The following is a 17,218-nucleotide window of genomic DNA, read 5'->3' as shown; positions in this document are numbered from 1 at the left end:
AAGAGCGAAACCATAAGCCGCCGTTACCCAAATAACGGATATGTACCCAGCCAGATCAAACCGACAAATACCGACTGATAGTCGCCTCATCCACCCGATCCCGAGTTTCCTCAATCACAAACCTCCCCTTCTCAATCACCAAAAACCGATCAGCAATTTCCAAAGTAAACGACAACACCTGCTCAGAAACAACAATCGTCAAATCTCGCAAATTGCGAATCTCCTTAAGCGTACGAGCAATGTCCTTGATGATCGAAGGCTGAATCCCCTCAGTCGGCTCATCGAGCAACAACACCTTGGGATTCGTCGCCAACGCCCGGGCAATCGCCAACTGCTGTTGCTGCCCCCCAGACAAATTCCCACCCTTGCGCGAACGCATGTCATACAGCACCGGAAACAGCGCATACAAATCCTCAGGCACCCTGCCCCGGGCCGCCGCCGGCAACCCAGTCTGAATATTCTCCAACACACTCATGCTGGGAAAAATCATCCGCCCCTGCGGCACATAGGCAATCCCCCGCTCCACCCGCTCATGGGTTTCAAGCGCAGACACATCATGCCCATCCACACTCACCTGCCCCTGCCACTGCGGCAAAATACCCATCAGGCTCTTGAACAACGTGGTCTTGCCCATCCCGTTGCGCCCCATCACCGCGACGATCTCACGCTTCGCCACATCCAGCTCCAGGTCGTGAAGAATCTGGCTCTGCCCGTACCCACACGACAGTTTGTCGATCTTGAACATGCCCGACTCCTCAGTGGCCCAAATACACTTCAATGACTTTCGGATTGCTCTGCACCGACTCCATGCTGCCCTCGGCCAGCACCTTGCCCTGATGCAAAACCGTGACCTTGTGGGCAATGCTCTTGACGAACTCCATGTCATGCTCGATCACCAACACCGAGCGCCCCTGGCTGATGCGCTTGAGCAACTCGGCCGTTTGCGCCCGCTCGTTGACGCTCATCCCGGCCACCGGCTCGTCGAGCATCAGCAATTCAGGGTCTTGCATCAGCAGCATGCCAATCTCCAGCCACTGCTTTTGCCCGTGAGACAGCAGGTCCGCCTGCTGCTGCAACAAGTCGCCGAGGAAGATTTCCCGCGCCACCTCCTCGACCCGCGCAATCACCTGGGCATTACGCTTGAAAAACAGCGCGCCCCACACCTTGCGCCCGGCCGGATACGACATCTCGAGGTTTTCAAACACCGTGAGGTTTTCGTAGATCGATGGGTTCTGGAACTTGCGCCCTACCCCAGCGCGCACGATGTTGTATTCGCGCATTTTGGTCAGTTCCTGGCCGTCGAACTGGATGCTGCCACTGGTGGCGCGGGTCTTGCCGCAGATCAAATCCAGCACCGTGGTTTTGCCGGCGCCGTTGGGCCCGATCACCACCCGCACTTCATTGCGGTCGATATACAGGTTGAGGTTGTCGACAGCCTTGAAGCCATCGAATGACACGGTGAGGCCTTCGATAGCCAACACCGGTTTCTTCATTTCAAAACCAACGGCGGTCATGGCTGTGTCTCCAGGATCTTGGCTTCAGCCTTGGGCTTGATCTTCGCCGGTTCGGCCTTGATCACCGGCTTGCGCCGCAACACTCGGGCCAGGGCCTGGCGACCATGGCTGTCCCACAACCCCGCCAGGCCGTTGGGGAAGTACATGACCACGGCGATAAACAACCCGCCCATCAGGTACAGCCAAAGCTCAGGGAAGGATTCGGAAAAGTAGGTCTTGCCATAGTTCACCAGCAACGCGCCATACACCGCGCCCAGCAGTGACATGCGCCCGCCCACCGCGGCAAAGATCACCATCTCGATGGACGGCACGATGCCCACGAACGACGGCGACATAAAGCCCACCTGCAAGGCAAACATCGCCCCGCCAATCGCCGAGAACGCCGCCGCCACGCAGAACACGAAAATCTTGAAGCTGGCCACGTCATACCCGGAAAACCGTACCCGCTCTTCCTTGTCGCGCATGGCCATCAACAGCCGGCCCAGCTTCGAGGCGAGGATAAAACGGCCAATGAAGATGCAGCCGAACAACAGCCCGGCGTTGATGAAATACAGGATCATCTTCGCGCCGTCACCGCGCAGGTCCCAGCCCAGCAGGGTCTTGAGGTCAGTAATGCCATTGACACCACCGGTAAGGCCTTGCTGGCCGACGATCAGCACCGTGAGGATCAGCGCAATCGCCTGGGTGACGATGGAGAAATACACATCGCCCACCCGCCGCTTGAACAGCGCCATGCCAATGATGAACGCCAGCAGCACCGGCACCGCAATCACCGCGAACAGGGTGAAGGTGAAGCTGTGGAACGGCTGCCAGAGCCACGGCAATTCGGTGATCTGGTTCCAGTCCATGAAGTCCGGGATGCCCGGGGTGGACTGGATCTTGGTGCTGATCGGGTCCGAGGCCTCAAGCTTCAGGAACATCGCCATGCAGTAGCCGCCGACGCCGAAAAACACCCCCTGCCCGAGGCTGAGAATCCCGCCATAGCCCCAGCACAGCACCAGGCCCACCGCGACGAACGCGTAGGTCAGGTACTTGCCGACCATGTTCAGCCGGAAGGCGTCCAGGGTCAGCGGGAACACCACGAGGATCAACAGCGCCAACAGCACGATGCCGATCAGGTTTTGCTGGCCGCCCAGCAGTTTGTCTAGAGCCTTCATCGGTTCGCCTCTACTTGCGCACTTTGATGGAGAACAACCCTTGCGGGCGCAGCATCAGGATCAGGATCACCGACGACAGCGTCAGCACCTTGGCCATCGAGCCACTGAGGAAAAACTCCGACAGCGATTGGGTCTGGGCAATCACGAACGCCGAGGCAATGGTGCCGAACAGGCTTTGCGCGCCGCCGAATACGACGACCAGGAAGGTGTCGACGATGTACTGCGAACCGGCGGTCGGCCCGGTGGAGCCGATGGTGGTGAACGCCGCACCGGCCACGCCCGCCACGCCGCAGCCGAGGGCGAAGGTCATGCGGTCGACCTTGCGCGTGTTGATGCCCACCGCCCGGCTCATCAAGCGGTTCTGCACGGTGGCGCGCACCTGCAAGCCCCAGCGCGAACGGTAGAGCATGACGAAGATCGCCCCGGTCAGCAGCACGGTCAGGCCCATCATGAACAGGCCGTTGCGCGGGATCTCGATGGCGTCGCTGAGGTTCACCGAGCCCATCAGCCAGGCCGGCGGTTCGGCGCTCACTTCACGGGCGCCGAACACCGAGCGGAAGGTTTGCTGCATCACCAGGGACAAACCCCAGGTGGCGAGCAAGGTGTCCAAGGGCCGCTTGTACAAGCGGCTGATCATTGCCCATTCCACCAGCCAGCCCACGGCGCCGGCGACGAGGAATGAGAGGGCAATGGCAACGAAAAAGTAATACGGCTGAAAGCTCGGCGCGAAATGCGCGGTAAGGCTCGAACAGACGTAGGTGGTGTAGGCGCCAATGGTCAGGAACTCACCGTGGGCCATGTTGATCACGCCCATCTGGCCGAAGATGATTGCCAGTCCCAATGCCATCAGCAACAGCACGCAGAACACGGACAAGCCGTTGAACCCCTGCATCGCCGCGATGGCTCCAAATTCCGATAGCCATTCCATGATGATGGTCTCCTGAGCGGGAGGTTGAAATGCAATCTGCTTCTGCTTTATGTGGGAGCTGGCTTGTGTGGGAGCGGGCTTGCTCGCGAATACGGTGTGTCAGTACCGGATGCACTCACTGATTCACCGCTTTCGCGAGCAAGCCCGCTCCCACACAAAACCAGTTCCCACATTCAGATCAGCGCCAGACCCGAGGTTATTGATAGCCTTTCGGAAACGGATTCGGCTCGATCAGATCCGACTCGTAGATCACCTTGAACTGGCCATTGGGCTGCACTTCGCCGATGCGCGACTTGCTCCACAGGTGATGGTTTTCGTGGATCTTCACGTAGCCTTCCGGCGCGTTTTTCAGCTCGATGCCAGGCGATGCGGCGACGACTTTATCCACGTCGAAACTGCCAGCCTTCTCCACCGCCGCTTTCCACAACCATGGGCCGAGGTAGGCCGCCTGGGTCACGTCGCCAATCACTGCGTCCTTGCCGTACTTGGCCTTGAACGCTTCCACGAAGGCTTTGTTGTTCGGGTTGTCGAGGCTCTGGAAGTACTTCATCGAGGCATAGAAGCCGGCCATGTTTTCGCCGCCGATGCCCAGCAGTTCGTCTTCGGTCACCGACAGGGTCAACAGGGTTTGCTTGGACGCGTTCACGCCCGCTGCGTTGAGCTGTTTGTAGAAGGCCACGTTGGAGCCGCCCACCACGGCCGCAAACACCACGTCAGGCTTTTTCAGCTTGACCTTGTTGATCAGCGAACCGAACTGGGTATTGCCCAGCGGGTAGTAGTCTTCGCCGACCACGGTGCCGTGCAGGACGTTTTCAATGTGCTTGCGCGCGATCTTCATCGAGGTGCGCGGCCAGATGTAGTCCGAGCCCACCAGGTAGAAGGTTTTGGCGCCCTTGGTCTTGGCGATCCAGTCGAGGCTGGCAAGGATTTGCTGGGTCGCTTCCTGGCCGGTGTAGATCACGTTTTTCGACTGTTCCAGGCCTTCGTAGAAGGTCGGGTAGTAGAGCAGGCCGTTTTCTTTCTCGAAGATCGGCAATACGGCTTTACGTGAAGCGGAGGTCCAGCAGCCGAACACTGCGGCCACCTTGTCGTTCACCAGCAGTTTCTTGGCCTTTTCGGCGAAGGTCGGCCAGTCGGACGCGCCGTCTTCCTGGATCACCTTGATCTGCCGCCCGAGGATCCCGCCCGAGGCGTTGATCTGCTCGATGGCCAGGCGTTCGGCCTGGATCGAACCGGTTTCGGAAATCGCCATGGTGCCGGTGGCCGAGTGCAACTGGCCGACGGTGACTTCGGTCGGCGTCACCGCCAGGCCTTCGTTGTCGGCCATGACGCCATGGCTGAACAGACTCGCCGCCAGCAGTGATAAAGCCAACAACGGTTTGGAGCGGATCAATCGTGATTCCATGGGGCGACTCCTCTGCAATGAGGGGTTCAGCATGGCGGCAGGTGGCCACGGCGGGTATACGCAGCCTGACGTAACGGGATACGTCATTTGACGTATGCCGTTGCGCACCATTTTCGAGCAGGATCCCGCCCGCCTTGGGAAAGGAACCCCCTGTGGCGAGGTAGCTTGCTCCCGTTGGGCTGCGCAGCGGCCCCAAAACCGGCGACCCGGTTCTGCCTGGAAAAATGAAGTGGTCTTGCTGGGCCTGCTTCGCAGTCCAACGGGAGCAAGCTCCCTCGCCACGAAGAGCGCACCCCGCAGGACTGGGGCACGAATATTGCTGCCATCTCCCCATCCTTGCAGGAGTTCCCCACCGTGCACCCCCTCCCCGGCACCCAGCGCATCGTCAAGATCCGCCGCGACTACAACTCCTGGGTCGCCGACGAGACCATGGAAGACTACGCCCTGCGCTACACCCCGAAGTCCTTCCGCAAATGGTCGGAACTGCGCATCGCCAACACCGCCTTGGGCGCGGTGTCGTTCCTGGCGCTGGAGGCCATCGGCGGCGTATTGGCCTTGAGCTACGGCTTTACCAACACCTTCTGGGCGATCCTCGCCATCAGCCTGGTGATCTTCCTGACCGGCCTGCCCATCAGCTACTACGCCGCCCGCTATGGCGTAGACATGGACCTGCTGACCCGCGGCGCAGGCTTCGGTTACATCGGCTCCACCATCACCTCGCTGATCTACGCCAGTTTCACCTTCCTGTTCTTCGCCCTGGAAGCGGCGATCATGGCCCTGGCCCTGGAGTTGTATTTCCATATCCCGCTGGCCATCGCCTATGTCATCTGTTCACTGCTGGTGATCCCGCTGGTGGCCTACGGCGTAACGCTGATCAGCCGCCTGCAATTGTGGACGCAACCGCTGTGGCTGGTGCTGTTGGTGCTGCCCTATGGCTTCGTGTTGTGGAAAAACCCCGAGGCCTTCAGCGACTGGACCAGCTTTGTCGGCCGCAGCAGCGACGGCGGCGACTTCAATCTGCTGTCGTTCTGCGCCGCCTGCACCGTGGCGCTGTCGCTGGTCACGCAGATCGGCGAACAGGTGGACTACCTGCGCTTCCTTCCGGAAAAAACCAGCGCCAACCGCAAGCGCTGGTGGGCCGCGCTGTTATGCGCCGGGCCCGGCTGGATCTTGCCGGGGGCGTTGAAAATGTTCGCCGGGGCGTTCCTGGCGTTCCTCGCCCTGCAACATGAAATCCCCATGGAGCGCGCCGCCGAGCCAACCCAGATGTACCTCGTCGCGTTCGGCTATGTGTTCTCCTCTCCCGAATGGGCGCTGGGGGCGATGGTGCTGTTCGTGTTCATCTCGCAGATGAAGATCAACCTGACCAACGCCTACGCCGGCTCCCTGGCCTGGTCGAACTTCTTTGCCCGCGTGACCCACAGCCACCCCGGCCGCGTGGTGTGGCTGGTGTTCAACGTCGCCATTGCGCTGATGCTGATGGAGCTCGGCGTGTTCGATGTGATCGAGCAGGTGCTGGGGCTCTACGCGAATATCGCGATTGCCTGGATCGGCACGCTGGTAGCGGACCTGGTGATCAACAAGCCCCTGGGCCTGTCGCCCAAACACATCGAATTCAAGCGCGCGCACCTCTACGACATCAACCCGGTGGGTGTCGGCTCGATGCTGATTGCCTCGCTGCTGTCGATCCTCGCCCACTTCGGCCTGTTCGGCGCCCTGGCCCAGGCTGCGCCACCGTTTGTCGCGCTGGGCACCGCGTTAATCATGGCGCCGCTATTGGCGTGGCTGACCAAGGGCCGCTACTACATTGCGCGCAGCAGCGAGGCGCAATTGATTCACCCGCAACCCGGCACCGGCCTGGTGATCTGCGGGCTGTGCAGCAACCCGTTCGAGACCGCCGACATGGCGTTCTGCCCGGCCTACAGCACGCCGATCTGCTCGCTCTGTTGCTCACTGGATGCGCGTTGCGGCGACCGTTGCAAACCCCACGCGCGCCTGGCCAGCCAGTTCGAAGGGGTGCTGCGCTGGTTGCTGCCGACGACGTTGGTACCGCGCCTGCATACGCGGCTGGCGCATTACCTCGGATTGTTGATGGCGCTGGTGCTGATGCTCGCCGGGGCGCTGGCGCTGATCTACATGCAGGCGGCCCAGGGTTTGCCCCATTCGCAAACCTTGTACCAGGCGTTTTTCAAGGCGTTCCTCACGCTCTCGGTGCTGGCCGCCGTACTCGCCTGGTGGGTAGTACTCACCCGCGAAAGCCGGCGGGTGGCCCAGGAAGAATCCGACCGGCAAACCTCGCTGCTGATGCAGGAGATCGCCGCCCACAGCCTCACCGACCAGGCCCTGCAACAGGCCAAGGAAGCCTCGGAAGCAGCGAACGCGGCCAAGAGTCGCTACGTCACCGGGCTGTCCCACGAGCTGCGCACGCCGCTCAACAGCATCCTTGGCTTCACCCAGATCCTGCAGCGCGACAGTGCCATGCCCGAACAGCATCAGGACGCCCTGGCGACCATCCTGCGCAGCGGCTCGCACCTGCTGTCGCTGATCGACGGCCTGCTGGACGTGGCGAAGATCGAGGCCGGCAAGCTGCGCCTGGAGCTCACCGAAATCCCCTTCTCGGAACTGATCCACGACCTGGAGCAGATGTTCACCCCCCAGGCCGAAGACAAGGGCCTGCGCTTTCGCCTGGACTGCGTGGGCAAGATCCCCGCCGTAGTGCGCGGCGATGAAAAACGCGTGCGGCAGATCCTGATCAACCTGCTGGGCAACGCGATCAACTTTACCGACAGCGGCGAGGTGCGCCTGCGGGTCAGCTACATGCGCGAGACCGCCAACTTCGAAATCATCGACACCGGCATCGGGATTGACCCCGAACAGATCGAGCGGATTTTCCAGCCGTTCGAACGCGGCGACCTGATGCGCCAGGACAAGGGCGTGGGTCTGGGCCTGACCATCACACGCATGCTGACCTCGCTGATGGGCGGCGAATTGCGGGTGGTCAGCGAGCTGGACAAGGGCACCTGCTTCCAGGTACGGCTGTTCCTGTCCCAGGTCCGCGTGCCGCAAGCCGTGGTGCATGTGGAGCACGACATCATCGGCTACCACGGCGAACGACGGCGCATCCTGGTGGTGGATGACCACGTGGACCATCGCAAGGTGCTCAGCGGCATGCTCACGCCCCTGGGCTTCGAGGTGTCCCAGGCCAGCAACGGCCAGGAGGCGATCCGCCAGGTGGCGCTGCTGTCGCCGGACCTGATCCTGATGGACCTCTCGATGCCGACCATGGACGGCTGGGCCACCAGCCGGATGATCCGGCGTAATGCGCTGTCTGCCGCGCCGATTATCATCATCTCCGCCAACGCCTTCACTGACGACCGCGAACGCAGCATCGCCGGCGCCTGCAACGACTACCTGGCCAAGCCGGTGCGTACCCCTGAACTGCTCGGACGCCTGCAACTGCACCTGGACTTGCAATGGCTGCGCCGTCGCACACCGCTCGCCGCGCCGGTCGCGACCCAAGGCGCGCTACCCAGCGCAGAAGAACTCGCGGTGCTCGCCGAACTGAGCGCCATTGGCTATGTGCGTGGTTTGCATGAAAAGCTCGACGCCATCGTGCTGGACAGCCCAGGTACCGCACCGTTCATCAACAAGCTCCGGGCCTTGCTGAAAAGTTTTCGCCTGGAAGAACTCAACCGCATCCTGAAGGAGGCCGAAGATGAATGCCTTGACCCACAGCGCTGAGCCCGGCGTGGTGCTGATTGTCGACGACACCCCGGACAACCTGGCCATGCTCTCCGACGCCCTGGACGACGCCGGCTACATGGTGCTGGTGGCGCTGGACGGCCTCAGCGCGCTGAACCGCGTGCAACGCCGACGCCCGGATTTGATCCTGCTGGACGCGGTGATGCCCGGCCTGGACGGCTTTGAAACCTGCCGCCGGCTCAAGGCGCAACCGGCCAGCGCGGATATTCCGGTGGTGTTCATGACCGGGCTCACCGACAGCAAGCATGTGGTGCAGGGGTTCGAGGTGGGCGGCAGCGATTACGTGACCAAGCCGATCCAGACCGATGAAGTGCTGGCGCGGGTGGCGGCGCATTTGCGTACGTCGCGGATTTTGCTGTCGGCGCGGGCGGCGACACAGCCGAGCGTGATCACCCTGGAGGATGAGCCGGCGCACAAGCTGTTGTCGGCGCGGTTTCAACTGACGGAGCGGGAGGTGGAAGTGCTGCGTTGGGTGGCGTGTGGCAAGACCAATCGGGATATTGGCGACATTCTTGGGTTGAGTCCGAGGACGGTGAACAAGCATCTGGAGCATGTGTATGTGAAGTTGGGAGTGGAGACGCGCACGGCGGCGACTTCGGTGGCGATGGCGGCGATGAGTCCAACCCGGATCCCACAGATGGCCACGGTCTAAAATGTGGGAGCGGGCTTGCTCGCGAATGCGGTGTGTCAGTCACCAAATTTTTTACTGATACACCGCATTCGCGAGCAAGCCCGCTCCCACATTTGATCTGTGTCGTTACTGGTATTACCTACCCACCGAAGATCTGCGAAGGCCGGCGCAACGTCGGATCAAACGGGTTGATCTTCGGCCCGATCGCCGCCGCCTCGCGCTTCAACAACTCCACCACCGTCGGCAACCGCCCCGGCCCGAGCCGGTCGCTGATGGTCGCCACACTCAACGCCGCCACCGCATGCCCATTACGATCCAGGATCGGCACCGCCAACCCGGCCATGCCTTCCAGCACCCCGGTATTGCGCGCCGCATACCCCAACCGCCGCACACTCTCCACCTCCGAACGCAAAAACACCTCGTCGTACAGGTGAAAATCCTTGAGCCGCGGCAAGTTGTAGCGGATCACCGTCTCGCGCTCTTCCTCCGGCAAAAACGCCAAAATCGCCAGGCTGCCCTGCCCCACGCCCAGCGCCACGCGGCCGCCGATATCACCGGTAAAGGTACGGATCGGATACGGCCCTTCACTGCGGTCCAGGCAGATCGCATCAAACCCGCTGCGCGCCAGCAGGAACAATGAATCCCCCAACGACGCACTGAGGCGCAACATGCTCGGCCGCACCAGGTCCCGCAGGTTGCCGGTGTTGCCCGCATTCGCCGCCAGTGCGAAGAACTCCAGGCTCAGCCGATAGCGCTTGCTGCGCGCATCCTGCTCCACCATGCCCTCGTCCATCAGGCTGCGCAGCAGTCGGTGGGTGGTGGGTTGCGACAGCCCCACCTGCTGCGCCAGTTGCGTCACCCGTTCACCACCGTCCGGCGCCGCGCCGAGGATGCGCAGTAATGCAAACAACCGGGAGACGCCACCGGCGCCGACTTCCTTGACACTTTCATTCCGCTCAGTGGAATCCATAAGCCGATATCTCAAACTAAATTCTGGTCAGTGAATGAAACTGAAAAAAGTACTCTATCCAGTGAAATTCCATCTTCCGCCATCCTAGTCTTTCGCCCTAATCTGCGTCCACAGGGGCGAAATGAACAACTCACGGCAGCCGACTCAAGATCGAGCGCCAACGCACCCGCAATACCCTTTTCGCATCTGCCCAAAACAAAAAAGCGCGTTTCGACGCGACTCAAAAAGGTGGAACGCAGACATGGCTTTTCTCCAACTCAACGCCTTGAGCAAACGCTACGGCGCCGTCGACGCGGTGGTCGCCACTGATCTTGCGGTGGAAAAAGGCGAATTCGTGTCCCTGCTTGGCCCCTCGGGCTGCGGCAAGACCACCACCTTGCAAATGATCGCCGGCTTCGTCGACGTCACCGGTGGCCAGATCGTCCTCGACGGTCGCGACATCACCCATGCCAAACCCGCCAGCCGTGGCCTCGGCGTGGTGTTCCAGAGCTATGCGCTGTTCCCCCACATGAGCGTGCGCGACAACGTTGCCTTCGGCCTGAAGATGCGCAAGGTGCCTGCCACTGAGATCGCAAGCAGAGTCAAGACCGTGCTGGAACTGGTGCGCCTGGCGCCCCACGCCGAGCGCTACCCGCGGGAACTGTCCGGCGGCCAGCGCCAGCGCGTGGCCCTGGCCCGCGCCCTGGTGATCGAGCCGCCAGTGTTGCTGCTGGACGAGCCCCTCTCCAACCTCGACGCCAACCTGCGCGAAGAGATGCAGTTCGAGATCCGTCGCATCCAGTGTGAAGTCGGGATCACCACCCTGATGGTCACCCACGACCAGGCCGAGGCGCTGTCCATCAGCGACCGGGTAGTAGTGATGCAGGCCGGGCGCGTGACGCAGATCGACGCGCCGTACAAACTCTATGAACACCCGCGCACACGCTTTATCTCGGATTTTGTCGGCAAGGCCAACCTGCTGGCGGGCGACTTCGATCAACTCGGCGCGCCGCAAGTGCGCTTCGAGCCCGGCAACGGCGAACTGACCCTGAGCCTGCGCCCGGAAAAGATCGACCTGGTGGCGGCCGGCAACGGCCGGCTGCAAGGCAGGATCCTCGACAGCTACTTCTTCGGCAGCCAATGGCTGTACCGCATCAAGACCGAGATCGGCGAGCTGACCGTGGTCCGCCGCAATGACGGCAGCGCGCCATTGGCTTGCGGCGCTGCAGTGGGCCTGGACTGGGAGTCGAACCTGTTGCGGGTGCTGGCCGCGGATGAGGTGCGCGCATGAGCCGTGGCTACCTGTTGTCGTTGCCGGCGTTGGTGTTGTTTTTCGGGCTGCTGATCCTGCCCCTGGGCCTGACACTGGTGCTGTCGTTCAACGTGTTTGACTATCAGGTAGGGGTGAAGGCCGATGAGTGGACCTTCGCCCACTACCTGTCGCTGTTCAGCGATTCGTACTTCTACGAAATCTTCTGGCGCACCTTCTGGATCAGTGCCCTGGTGACCTTGCTCTGCGTGGTGGTCGGCGTGCCCGAGGCCTACATCCTCAGCCGCATGGGCACGCCATGGCGCTCGATCTTCCTGATCCTGATCCTCACCCCGCTGCTGATTTCGGTGGTGGTGCGGGCCTTCGGCTGGAGCCTGCTGCTGGGTGCCGATGGCCTGGTGAACCAGGTGATCCAGGCCCTGGGCGGCAAGCCGGTGAAGCTGCTGTACACCTCGTTCGCCGTGATCATCGCACTGGTGCACGTGATGCTGCCGTTCATGATCATCCCGGTGTGGACCTCCCTGCAGAAGCTCGACCCGTCGGCGGAACAGGCGGCGCTGTCCCTGGGTGCCAGCCAGGCCACGGTGATGTGCAAGATCGTGTTGCCGCAGGTGATGCCCGGTGTGCTGTCCGGCACCCTGATCGTATTCGGCCTGGCTGCCAGCTCCTTCGCGATCCCCGGCCTGCTGGGCGGACGCCGCCTGAAAATGGTCGCCACGGTGGTCTACGACCAATACCTCTCGGAACTCAACTGGCCCATGGGCGCGACCATCGCGGTGGTGCTGCTGTTGGTCAACTTGCTGATCATGCTGAGCTGGAACCGCATGGTCGAAGGCCGCTACAAAAAGTCCCTGGGAGTATAAGACGATGTCCAGAAACGGTCCTTTGGCCCTGGGCTTTCACGGCCTGGTGGTGCTGTTCATGATGGCGCCGCTGGTGGTGGTGTGCCTCGTCGCCTTCACCCCGGAAAACACCTTGAGCCTGCCCACCTCGGGCTTCTCCCTGCGCTGGTTTCATGCGGTGTTCGAGCGCGCGGACTTTATCCAGGCGTTCTACAACAGCCTGGTCCTGGCGTTCGTTGCCGCCACCCTGGCGACGTTGATCGCGGTGCCGGCGGCGCTGGCAATCAGTCGCTACCAGTTCCCCGGCCGTAACTTCTTCAGTGCGCTGTTCCTCTCGCCGATCATCATCCCGCACCTGGTGCTGGGGGTGGCGATGCTGCGGCTGTTCGCAATGATGGGCGTCAACGGCAGCTTCACCTGGTTGATGCTGGCCCACGTGGTGATCATCACGCCTTACGTATTGCGCCTGGTATTGGCGGCCGCCATCGGCATTGACCGCAGCGCCGAGCAGGCTGCCGAATCCCTCGGCGCCAGCCGCTTCACCCTGTTTCGCCAGATCACCTTGCCGATGATTCTGCCCGGCGTGGCCGGCGGCTGGTTGCTGGCGTTCATCAACAGTTTCGATGAAGTGACCCTGTCGATCTTTGTCAGCTCGCCGGCCACCCAGACCTTGCCGGTGCGCATGTACGTGTACGCCACCGAATCCATCGACCCGATGATGGCGGCCGTGTCGGCGCTGGTGATCGGGTTGACGGCGGCGGCAATGATTCTGCTGGACCGGGTCTACGGCCTGGATCGCGTGTTGATAGGGAAACATTGATGGCACTGTTCAAACGACTGGCCGAGACCGAGCGGCCCAGCCTGGCGTTCACCCTCGATGGGCAGCCTGCCACGGGCCTGCTCGGGGACACCTTGCTGACTGCCGTACTGACCTGCGCCGAGCACCTGCGGGGCAGTGATTTCAGCGCCGAACGCCGCGCCGGTTTCTGCCTGATGGGGGCCTGCCAGGATTGCTGGGTACGGCTGGAGGATGGTCGGCGAGTGCGCGCCTGTTCGACCTTGCTGGAAGACGGCCAGGCGATTCGCCGTGACCCGGGGCGCCAGGCATGAAGAGCGCGGTGATAGTGGGCGCAGGCCCGGCGGGCATTACCGCAGCCCGGACCTTGCTGGACCATGGCGTAACCCCGGTGTTGGTGGACGAGAGCCTGCGCGGTGGCGGCCAGATCTATCGGCGCCAGCCGGCGAACTTCCAGCGCTCGGCCAAGCAGCTGTATGGGTTTGAAGCGGGCAAGGCGACAGCGCTGCATCGCACCATGGATGAGCTGACCACCCGGATCGACTACCGGCCGGAAACCCTGGTGTGGAATGCGGAAAATGGCCGCCTGGACATGCTCAACAACGGCCACGCCGAAAGCATCGAATACGCGCAGATCATCGTCGCCACGGGCGCCACCGACCGCATCCTGCCCGTGCCGGGCTGGACGCTGCCCGGTGTGTACAGCCTGGGCGCGGCGCAAATCGCGCTGAAGTATCAAGGCTGCGCCATCGGTGAGCGCGTCGTGTTTTGCGGCAGCGGGCCGTTGCTGTACCTGGTGGCGTATCAGTACGCCAAGGCCGGGGCCAAGGTGGTGGCGGTGCTCGACAGCGCGCCGTTCAGCGCCCAATGCCGCGCCTTGCCGGCATTGCTCGGCCAGCCGGCGACCCTGGCCAAGGGTTTGTACTACCGCGCCTGGCTCACGGCCCACGGCATCCAGGTGCACCAGGGGGCAACGTTGTCGCACATCAACGGCGAGCAACGAGTGACGGGCATCCACTGGGATCAGCAGGAAATCGCCTGTGATGCCGTGGCCTTCGCCCATGCCCTGCGCAGCGAGACCCAATTGGCGGATTTGCTTGGGTGTGAATTTGCCTGGAGTGCATTGAACCGCGCCTGGTTGCCGCAGCGAGATGCGGCCGGGCGTAGCAGTGTCGCGGGCGTGTATCTGGCTGGCGACGGTGCCGGAATCATGGGCGCCGATGCGGCGCAAATGGCCGGCGAGCGAGCGGCATTGGCCTTGCTCGAAGACAGCGGTGTTGCCATCGACCACCGTCGCGGGCCCGTGCTGGAACAACAACTGGCAGGTATCCAGCGCTTTCGCCACGGCCTGGAAACCGCCTTCCCCTTCCCGGAAAACTGGGCCGCTGAAGCTCCGGACGAACTGATCCTGTGCCGCTGTGAAGAAGTCAGCGTCGGCGAAGTACGCGCGGTGGTGGACGAAGGCCACTGGGAAGTGAACCGGGTCAAGGCCCATTGCCGGGTTGGCATGGGCCGCTGCCAGGGCCGGATGTGCGGGCTGGCGGCGGCGGAAATCGTTGCCCAGCGCAGTGGCCGCGAGATTGAAAACGTTGGCCGCCTGCGTGGCCAGGCACCGATCAAACCCTTGCCGTTTGGCGTGGAGGTGCAGCCATGATCGACAGTGAAGTGATCGTGTTGGGTGGCGGGATTGTCGGGGCCTCGGCGGCTTTGATGCTGGCGCAGAAAGGTCGCCGCGTGGTGCTGCTGGAGCGGGACTTTTGTGGCTCGCACTCCAGCGGTGTGAACTATGGCGGCGTGCGGCGCCAGGGGCGGCCATTGCACCAACTGCCGCTATCGCAGCGTGCCCATGAGCTATGGTCCGACTTGCCGGGGCTGATTGGCATCGACGGGGAATACGTGCGCTCCGGGCATTTGAAACTGGCCCGCAGTCATGACGATCTGGCGGCTCTGCAGGCTTACGCCGACGCTACACGCGGCTTTGGCCTGGGCCTGCAAATGCTTGACCACGCTCAACTGCGCGCCCGGTTCCCGTGGGTGGGTGATGTGGCAGTCGGCGCGTCGTTATGCCCCGAAGACGGCCACGCCAATCCGCGCCTGGTCTCCCCCGCCTTTGCCCGCGCAGCGCAACGCCACGGTGCTCGGGTGATGGAGCAAACCGAAGTCACCCATCTTGAACATGACGGCCAGCGGTTTCAGTTGCGCTGTGCCAATGGGCTGCAGCTGCAAGCCCCCTGGCTGCTGAACTGCGCCGGCGCCTGGGCCGGCACCGTGGCCGCGCATTTTGGCGAGCCGGTGCCGATGACCTCGGCGCACCCGGCGATGCTGGTGACCGAGCCGTTGCCGGTGGTGATGGACGTGAGCACCGGGGTGGAAGGCGGCGGGATTTATGCGCGGCAAGTCGCCCGGGGCAATTGCATCCTCGGTGGCGGGCGCGGCTTTGCCCTGGGCCCGCAACAAGCCCGCCCGGGGCAAGCGGCGGTGCTGGAGATTCTGCGCAATGCCGGCGAGTTGTACCCGTTCCTCAAGGGTGCCCAGGCGATCCGTACCTGGAGCGGCACCGAAGGTTATCTGCCCGACCACGAACCGGTGATCGGCGACAGCAGCACCCAACCCGGCCTGCTCCACGGTTTCGGCTTTGCCGGCGCCGGGTTCCAGCTCGGCCCTGCGGTCGGTGAAGCCCTGGCAGAGATCGTCTGCACGGGGGCCAGCCGGCAGCCCATCGAAGCATTTTCCATCCGTCGTTTCCAAGCCTGAGAGGAAGATTCATGCACATGATCAAACGTACTGCGCTGTCTTGCCTGTCCCTCGCCCTGTTGAGCACGGCGGCCCACGCCGCACCGACGCTGTACCTGGGCATGAACGGCGGGACCATGGAACGGGTCTACGCCGACAAGGTGCTGCCCGCGTTCGAAAAGGCCAACAACGTCAAGGTGGTGATCGTGCCGGGCACCTCGTCGGACATCCTGGCCAAGGTGCAGGCCAACAAGGACAACCCGCAGATGCACGTGATGTTCCTCGACGACGGCATCATGTACCGCGCGATTTCCATGGGGTTGTGCGAGAAGCTCACGCCCAACCCGACCCTGGATCAGATTCCGGCCAAGGCGAAGATCAAGGAAGAAGCGGTTGCGGTGACGCTCGGGGTGACCGGGTTGGGTTACAACGCCAAGATGTTCAAGGAAAAGGGCTGGGCGCCGCCGACGTCGTGGATGGACCTGGCCGACCCGCGCTTCAAGGACAAGGTGGTGTTCCAGTCGTTGGCCTCGTCCACATTTGGGTTGCACGGGTTCCTCATGTTCAACCGGATTCAGGGGGGCAGCGAGACCAACGTGGAGCCGGGGTTCAAGGCCTGGCCGAAAACCGTCGGGCCCAACGTGCTGGAATATATCGCCAGCTCGGCGAAGATTTCCGAGATGGTGCAGACGGATGAGGCGGCGATCTTTCCGCTGACGCCGACGCAGGTGACCACGCAACAGTTGTTGGGTGTGCCGATGGAGTATGCGCAGCCGAAAGAAGGCGCGGTGGTGTTGAACGTGGCGGAGTGTGTGATTGCGCGGAATGACCAGCCGGAGTTGGCGCAAAAACTGGCGCAGTTCTTGTTGACCGCAGAGGCTCAGGCGCCGGCTTTGGAACTGGGGGATCAGATTCCTTCGAATCCTACGACGCCGACTACCGACAAAACCCGGGCGCGGGTGGAGGCGATGAACAGTTATTTGCAGACGGCGATTTCGATTGACTGGGATCAGGTGAACCAGGCACGGCCCGAGTGGAATGCGCGGTGGAGTCGGTCGATTGAGCGGTAGGCTTTGGGGGTGAATATCCGTTATTTGGGTGATGGCTTAAATTGGTTCCGCTCTTACAGCGGGTCACTTTTGAAAGGAGCCCAAAAGTAACCAAAAGGCTCTTGCCCCACCACTCGGCACCTCGCCTAGGCTCGGTGTGCCCTCACTCCGGCTTTGGACCG

Annotated in this window: 15 protein-coding genes; 9 read left to right on the top strand and 6 right to left on the bottom strand. The window is 62.4% G+C overall.

Going from position 1 to position 17,218, the window contains the following annotated elements; translation table 11 throughout:
- Positions 1-55: 55 nt before the first annotated feature.
- From urtE to urtA, 5 genes are all read right to left on the bottom strand, one after another.
- On the bottom strand, positions 56-745 hold the full coding sequence (gene urtE, locus HX839_RS31030) for an urea ABC transporter ATP-binding subunit UrtE (RefSeq protein WP_008430563.1): 690 nt from the start codon (positions 743-745) through the stop codon (positions 56-58).
- 10 nt (positions 746-755) lie between these two features.
- Positions 756-1,514 (bottom strand): urea ABC transporter ATP-binding protein UrtD, encoded by a 759-nt coding sequence (gene urtD, locus HX839_RS31025; RefSeq protein ID WP_003218258.1) that lies wholly within the window; start codon positions 1,512-1,514, stop codon positions 756-758.
- Positions 1,511-2,671 carry an urea ABC transporter permease subunit UrtC gene (urtC, locus tag HX839_RS31020; protein ID WP_102606298.1) on the bottom strand — a complete coding sequence of 387 codons (1,161 nt, stop codon included), beginning with the start codon at positions 2,669-2,671 and terminating at the stop codon, positions 1,511-1,513. Before urtC ends, urtD begins: the two co-directional genes overlap by 4 nt.
- A gap of 10 nt (positions 2,672-2,681) precedes the next feature.
- Positions 2,682-3,599 carry an urea ABC transporter permease subunit UrtB gene (gene urtB / locus HX839_RS31015; RefSeq protein ID WP_177010127.1) on the bottom strand — a complete coding sequence of 306 codons (918 nt, stop codon included), beginning with the start codon at positions 3,597-3,599 and terminating at the stop codon, positions 2,682-2,684.
- 196 nt (positions 3,600-3,795) lie between these two features.
- The gene (gene urtA, locus HX839_RS31010; protein ID WP_003218263.1) at positions 3,796-5,004 is read right to left on the bottom strand and encodes an urea ABC transporter substrate-binding protein; all 1,209 of its coding nucleotides are present in this window, start codon (positions 5,002-5,004) and stop codon (positions 3,796-3,798) included.
- Between the two features lie 354 nt (positions 5,005-5,358).
- Between urtA and HX839_RS31005 the strand changes: the two genes are divergently transcribed.
- Both HX839_RS31005 and HX839_RS31000 read left to right on the top strand, forming a co-directional pair.
- Positions 5,359-8,745, top strand: a complete 3,387-nt coding sequence (locus HX839_RS31005; RefSeq protein ID WP_177068191.1) for an ATP-binding protein — start codon at positions 5,359-5,361, stop codon at positions 8,743-8,745.
- Positions 8,720-9,418: a response regulator gene (locus HX839_RS31000; protein ID WP_008430557.1), complete on the top strand. Its 699-nt coding sequence runs from the start codon at positions 8,720-8,722 to the stop codon at positions 9,416-9,418. The genes HX839_RS31005 and HX839_RS31000 overlap by 26 nt, the downstream gene beginning before the upstream one ends.
- A gap of 118 nt (positions 9,419-9,536) precedes the next feature.
- Here HX839_RS31000 and HX839_RS30995 read toward each other — a convergent pair whose 3' ends face one another.
- Positions 9,537-10,367, bottom strand: a complete 831-nt coding sequence (locus HX839_RS30995; protein ID WP_003218269.1) for an IclR family transcriptional regulator — start codon at positions 10,365-10,367, stop codon at positions 9,537-9,539.
- Between the two features lie 241 nt (positions 10,368-10,608).
- Here HX839_RS30995 and HX839_RS30990 point away from each other — a divergent pair, with 241 nt between their 5' ends.
- The 7 genes from HX839_RS30990 to HX839_RS30960 are packed head-to-tail and all read left to right on the top strand — an operon-like array spanning position 10,609 to position 17,057.
- Entirely contained in the window at positions 10,609-11,637 is a 1,029-nt protein-coding gene (locus tag HX839_RS30990) for an ABC transporter ATP-binding protein (protein WP_177068190.1), read from the top strand.
- Complete coding sequence (locus HX839_RS30985; RefSeq protein ID WP_177068189.1) at positions 11,634-12,479, top strand: ABC transporter permease; 846 nt, start codon at positions 11,634-11,636, stop codon at positions 12,477-12,479. The genes HX839_RS30990 and HX839_RS30985 overlap by 4 nt, the downstream gene beginning before the upstream one ends.
- A gap of 4 nt (positions 12,480-12,483) precedes the next feature.
- Complete coding sequence (locus HX839_RS30980) at positions 12,484-13,278, top strand: ABC transporter permease (protein WP_087695380.1); 795 nt, start codon at positions 12,484-12,486, stop codon at positions 13,276-13,278.
- Positions 13,278-13,568, top strand: coding sequence for a (2Fe-2S)-binding protein (locus tag HX839_RS30975; RefSeq protein ID WP_003218277.1), 291 nt, complete (start codon positions 13,278-13,280; stop codon positions 13,566-13,568). Before HX839_RS30980 ends, HX839_RS30975 begins: the two co-directional genes overlap by 1 nt.
- Positions 13,565-14,908, top strand: coding sequence for an NAD(P)/FAD-dependent oxidoreductase (locus tag HX839_RS30970; protein WP_177068188.1), 1,344 nt, complete (start codon positions 13,565-13,567; stop codon positions 14,906-14,908). The genes HX839_RS30975 and HX839_RS30970 overlap by 4 nt, the downstream gene beginning before the upstream one ends.
- A complete protein-coding gene (locus HX839_RS30965) occupies positions 14,905-16,008 on the top strand; it encodes an FAD-binding oxidoreductase (protein WP_008430551.1) in 1,104 nt (367 codons plus the stop codon). The genes HX839_RS30970 and HX839_RS30965 overlap by 4 nt, the downstream gene beginning before the upstream one ends.
- Positions 16,009-16,025: 17 nt before the next feature.
- Positions 16,026-17,057, top strand: a complete 1,032-nt coding sequence (locus HX839_RS30960; RefSeq protein ID WP_003218283.1) for an ABC transporter substrate-binding protein — start codon at positions 16,026-16,028, stop codon at positions 17,055-17,057.
- The last annotated feature ends 161 nt before the right edge of the window (positions 17,058-17,218 follow it).

Origin of the sequence: Pseudomonas sp. I8001 (assembly GCF_013385345.1) — a bacterium.
Taxonomy (GTDB): Bacteria; Pseudomonadota; Gammaproteobacteria; order Pseudomonadales; family Pseudomonadaceae; genus Aquipseudomonas.
This window is presented reverse-complemented; position numbering and strand designations above follow the sequence as displayed.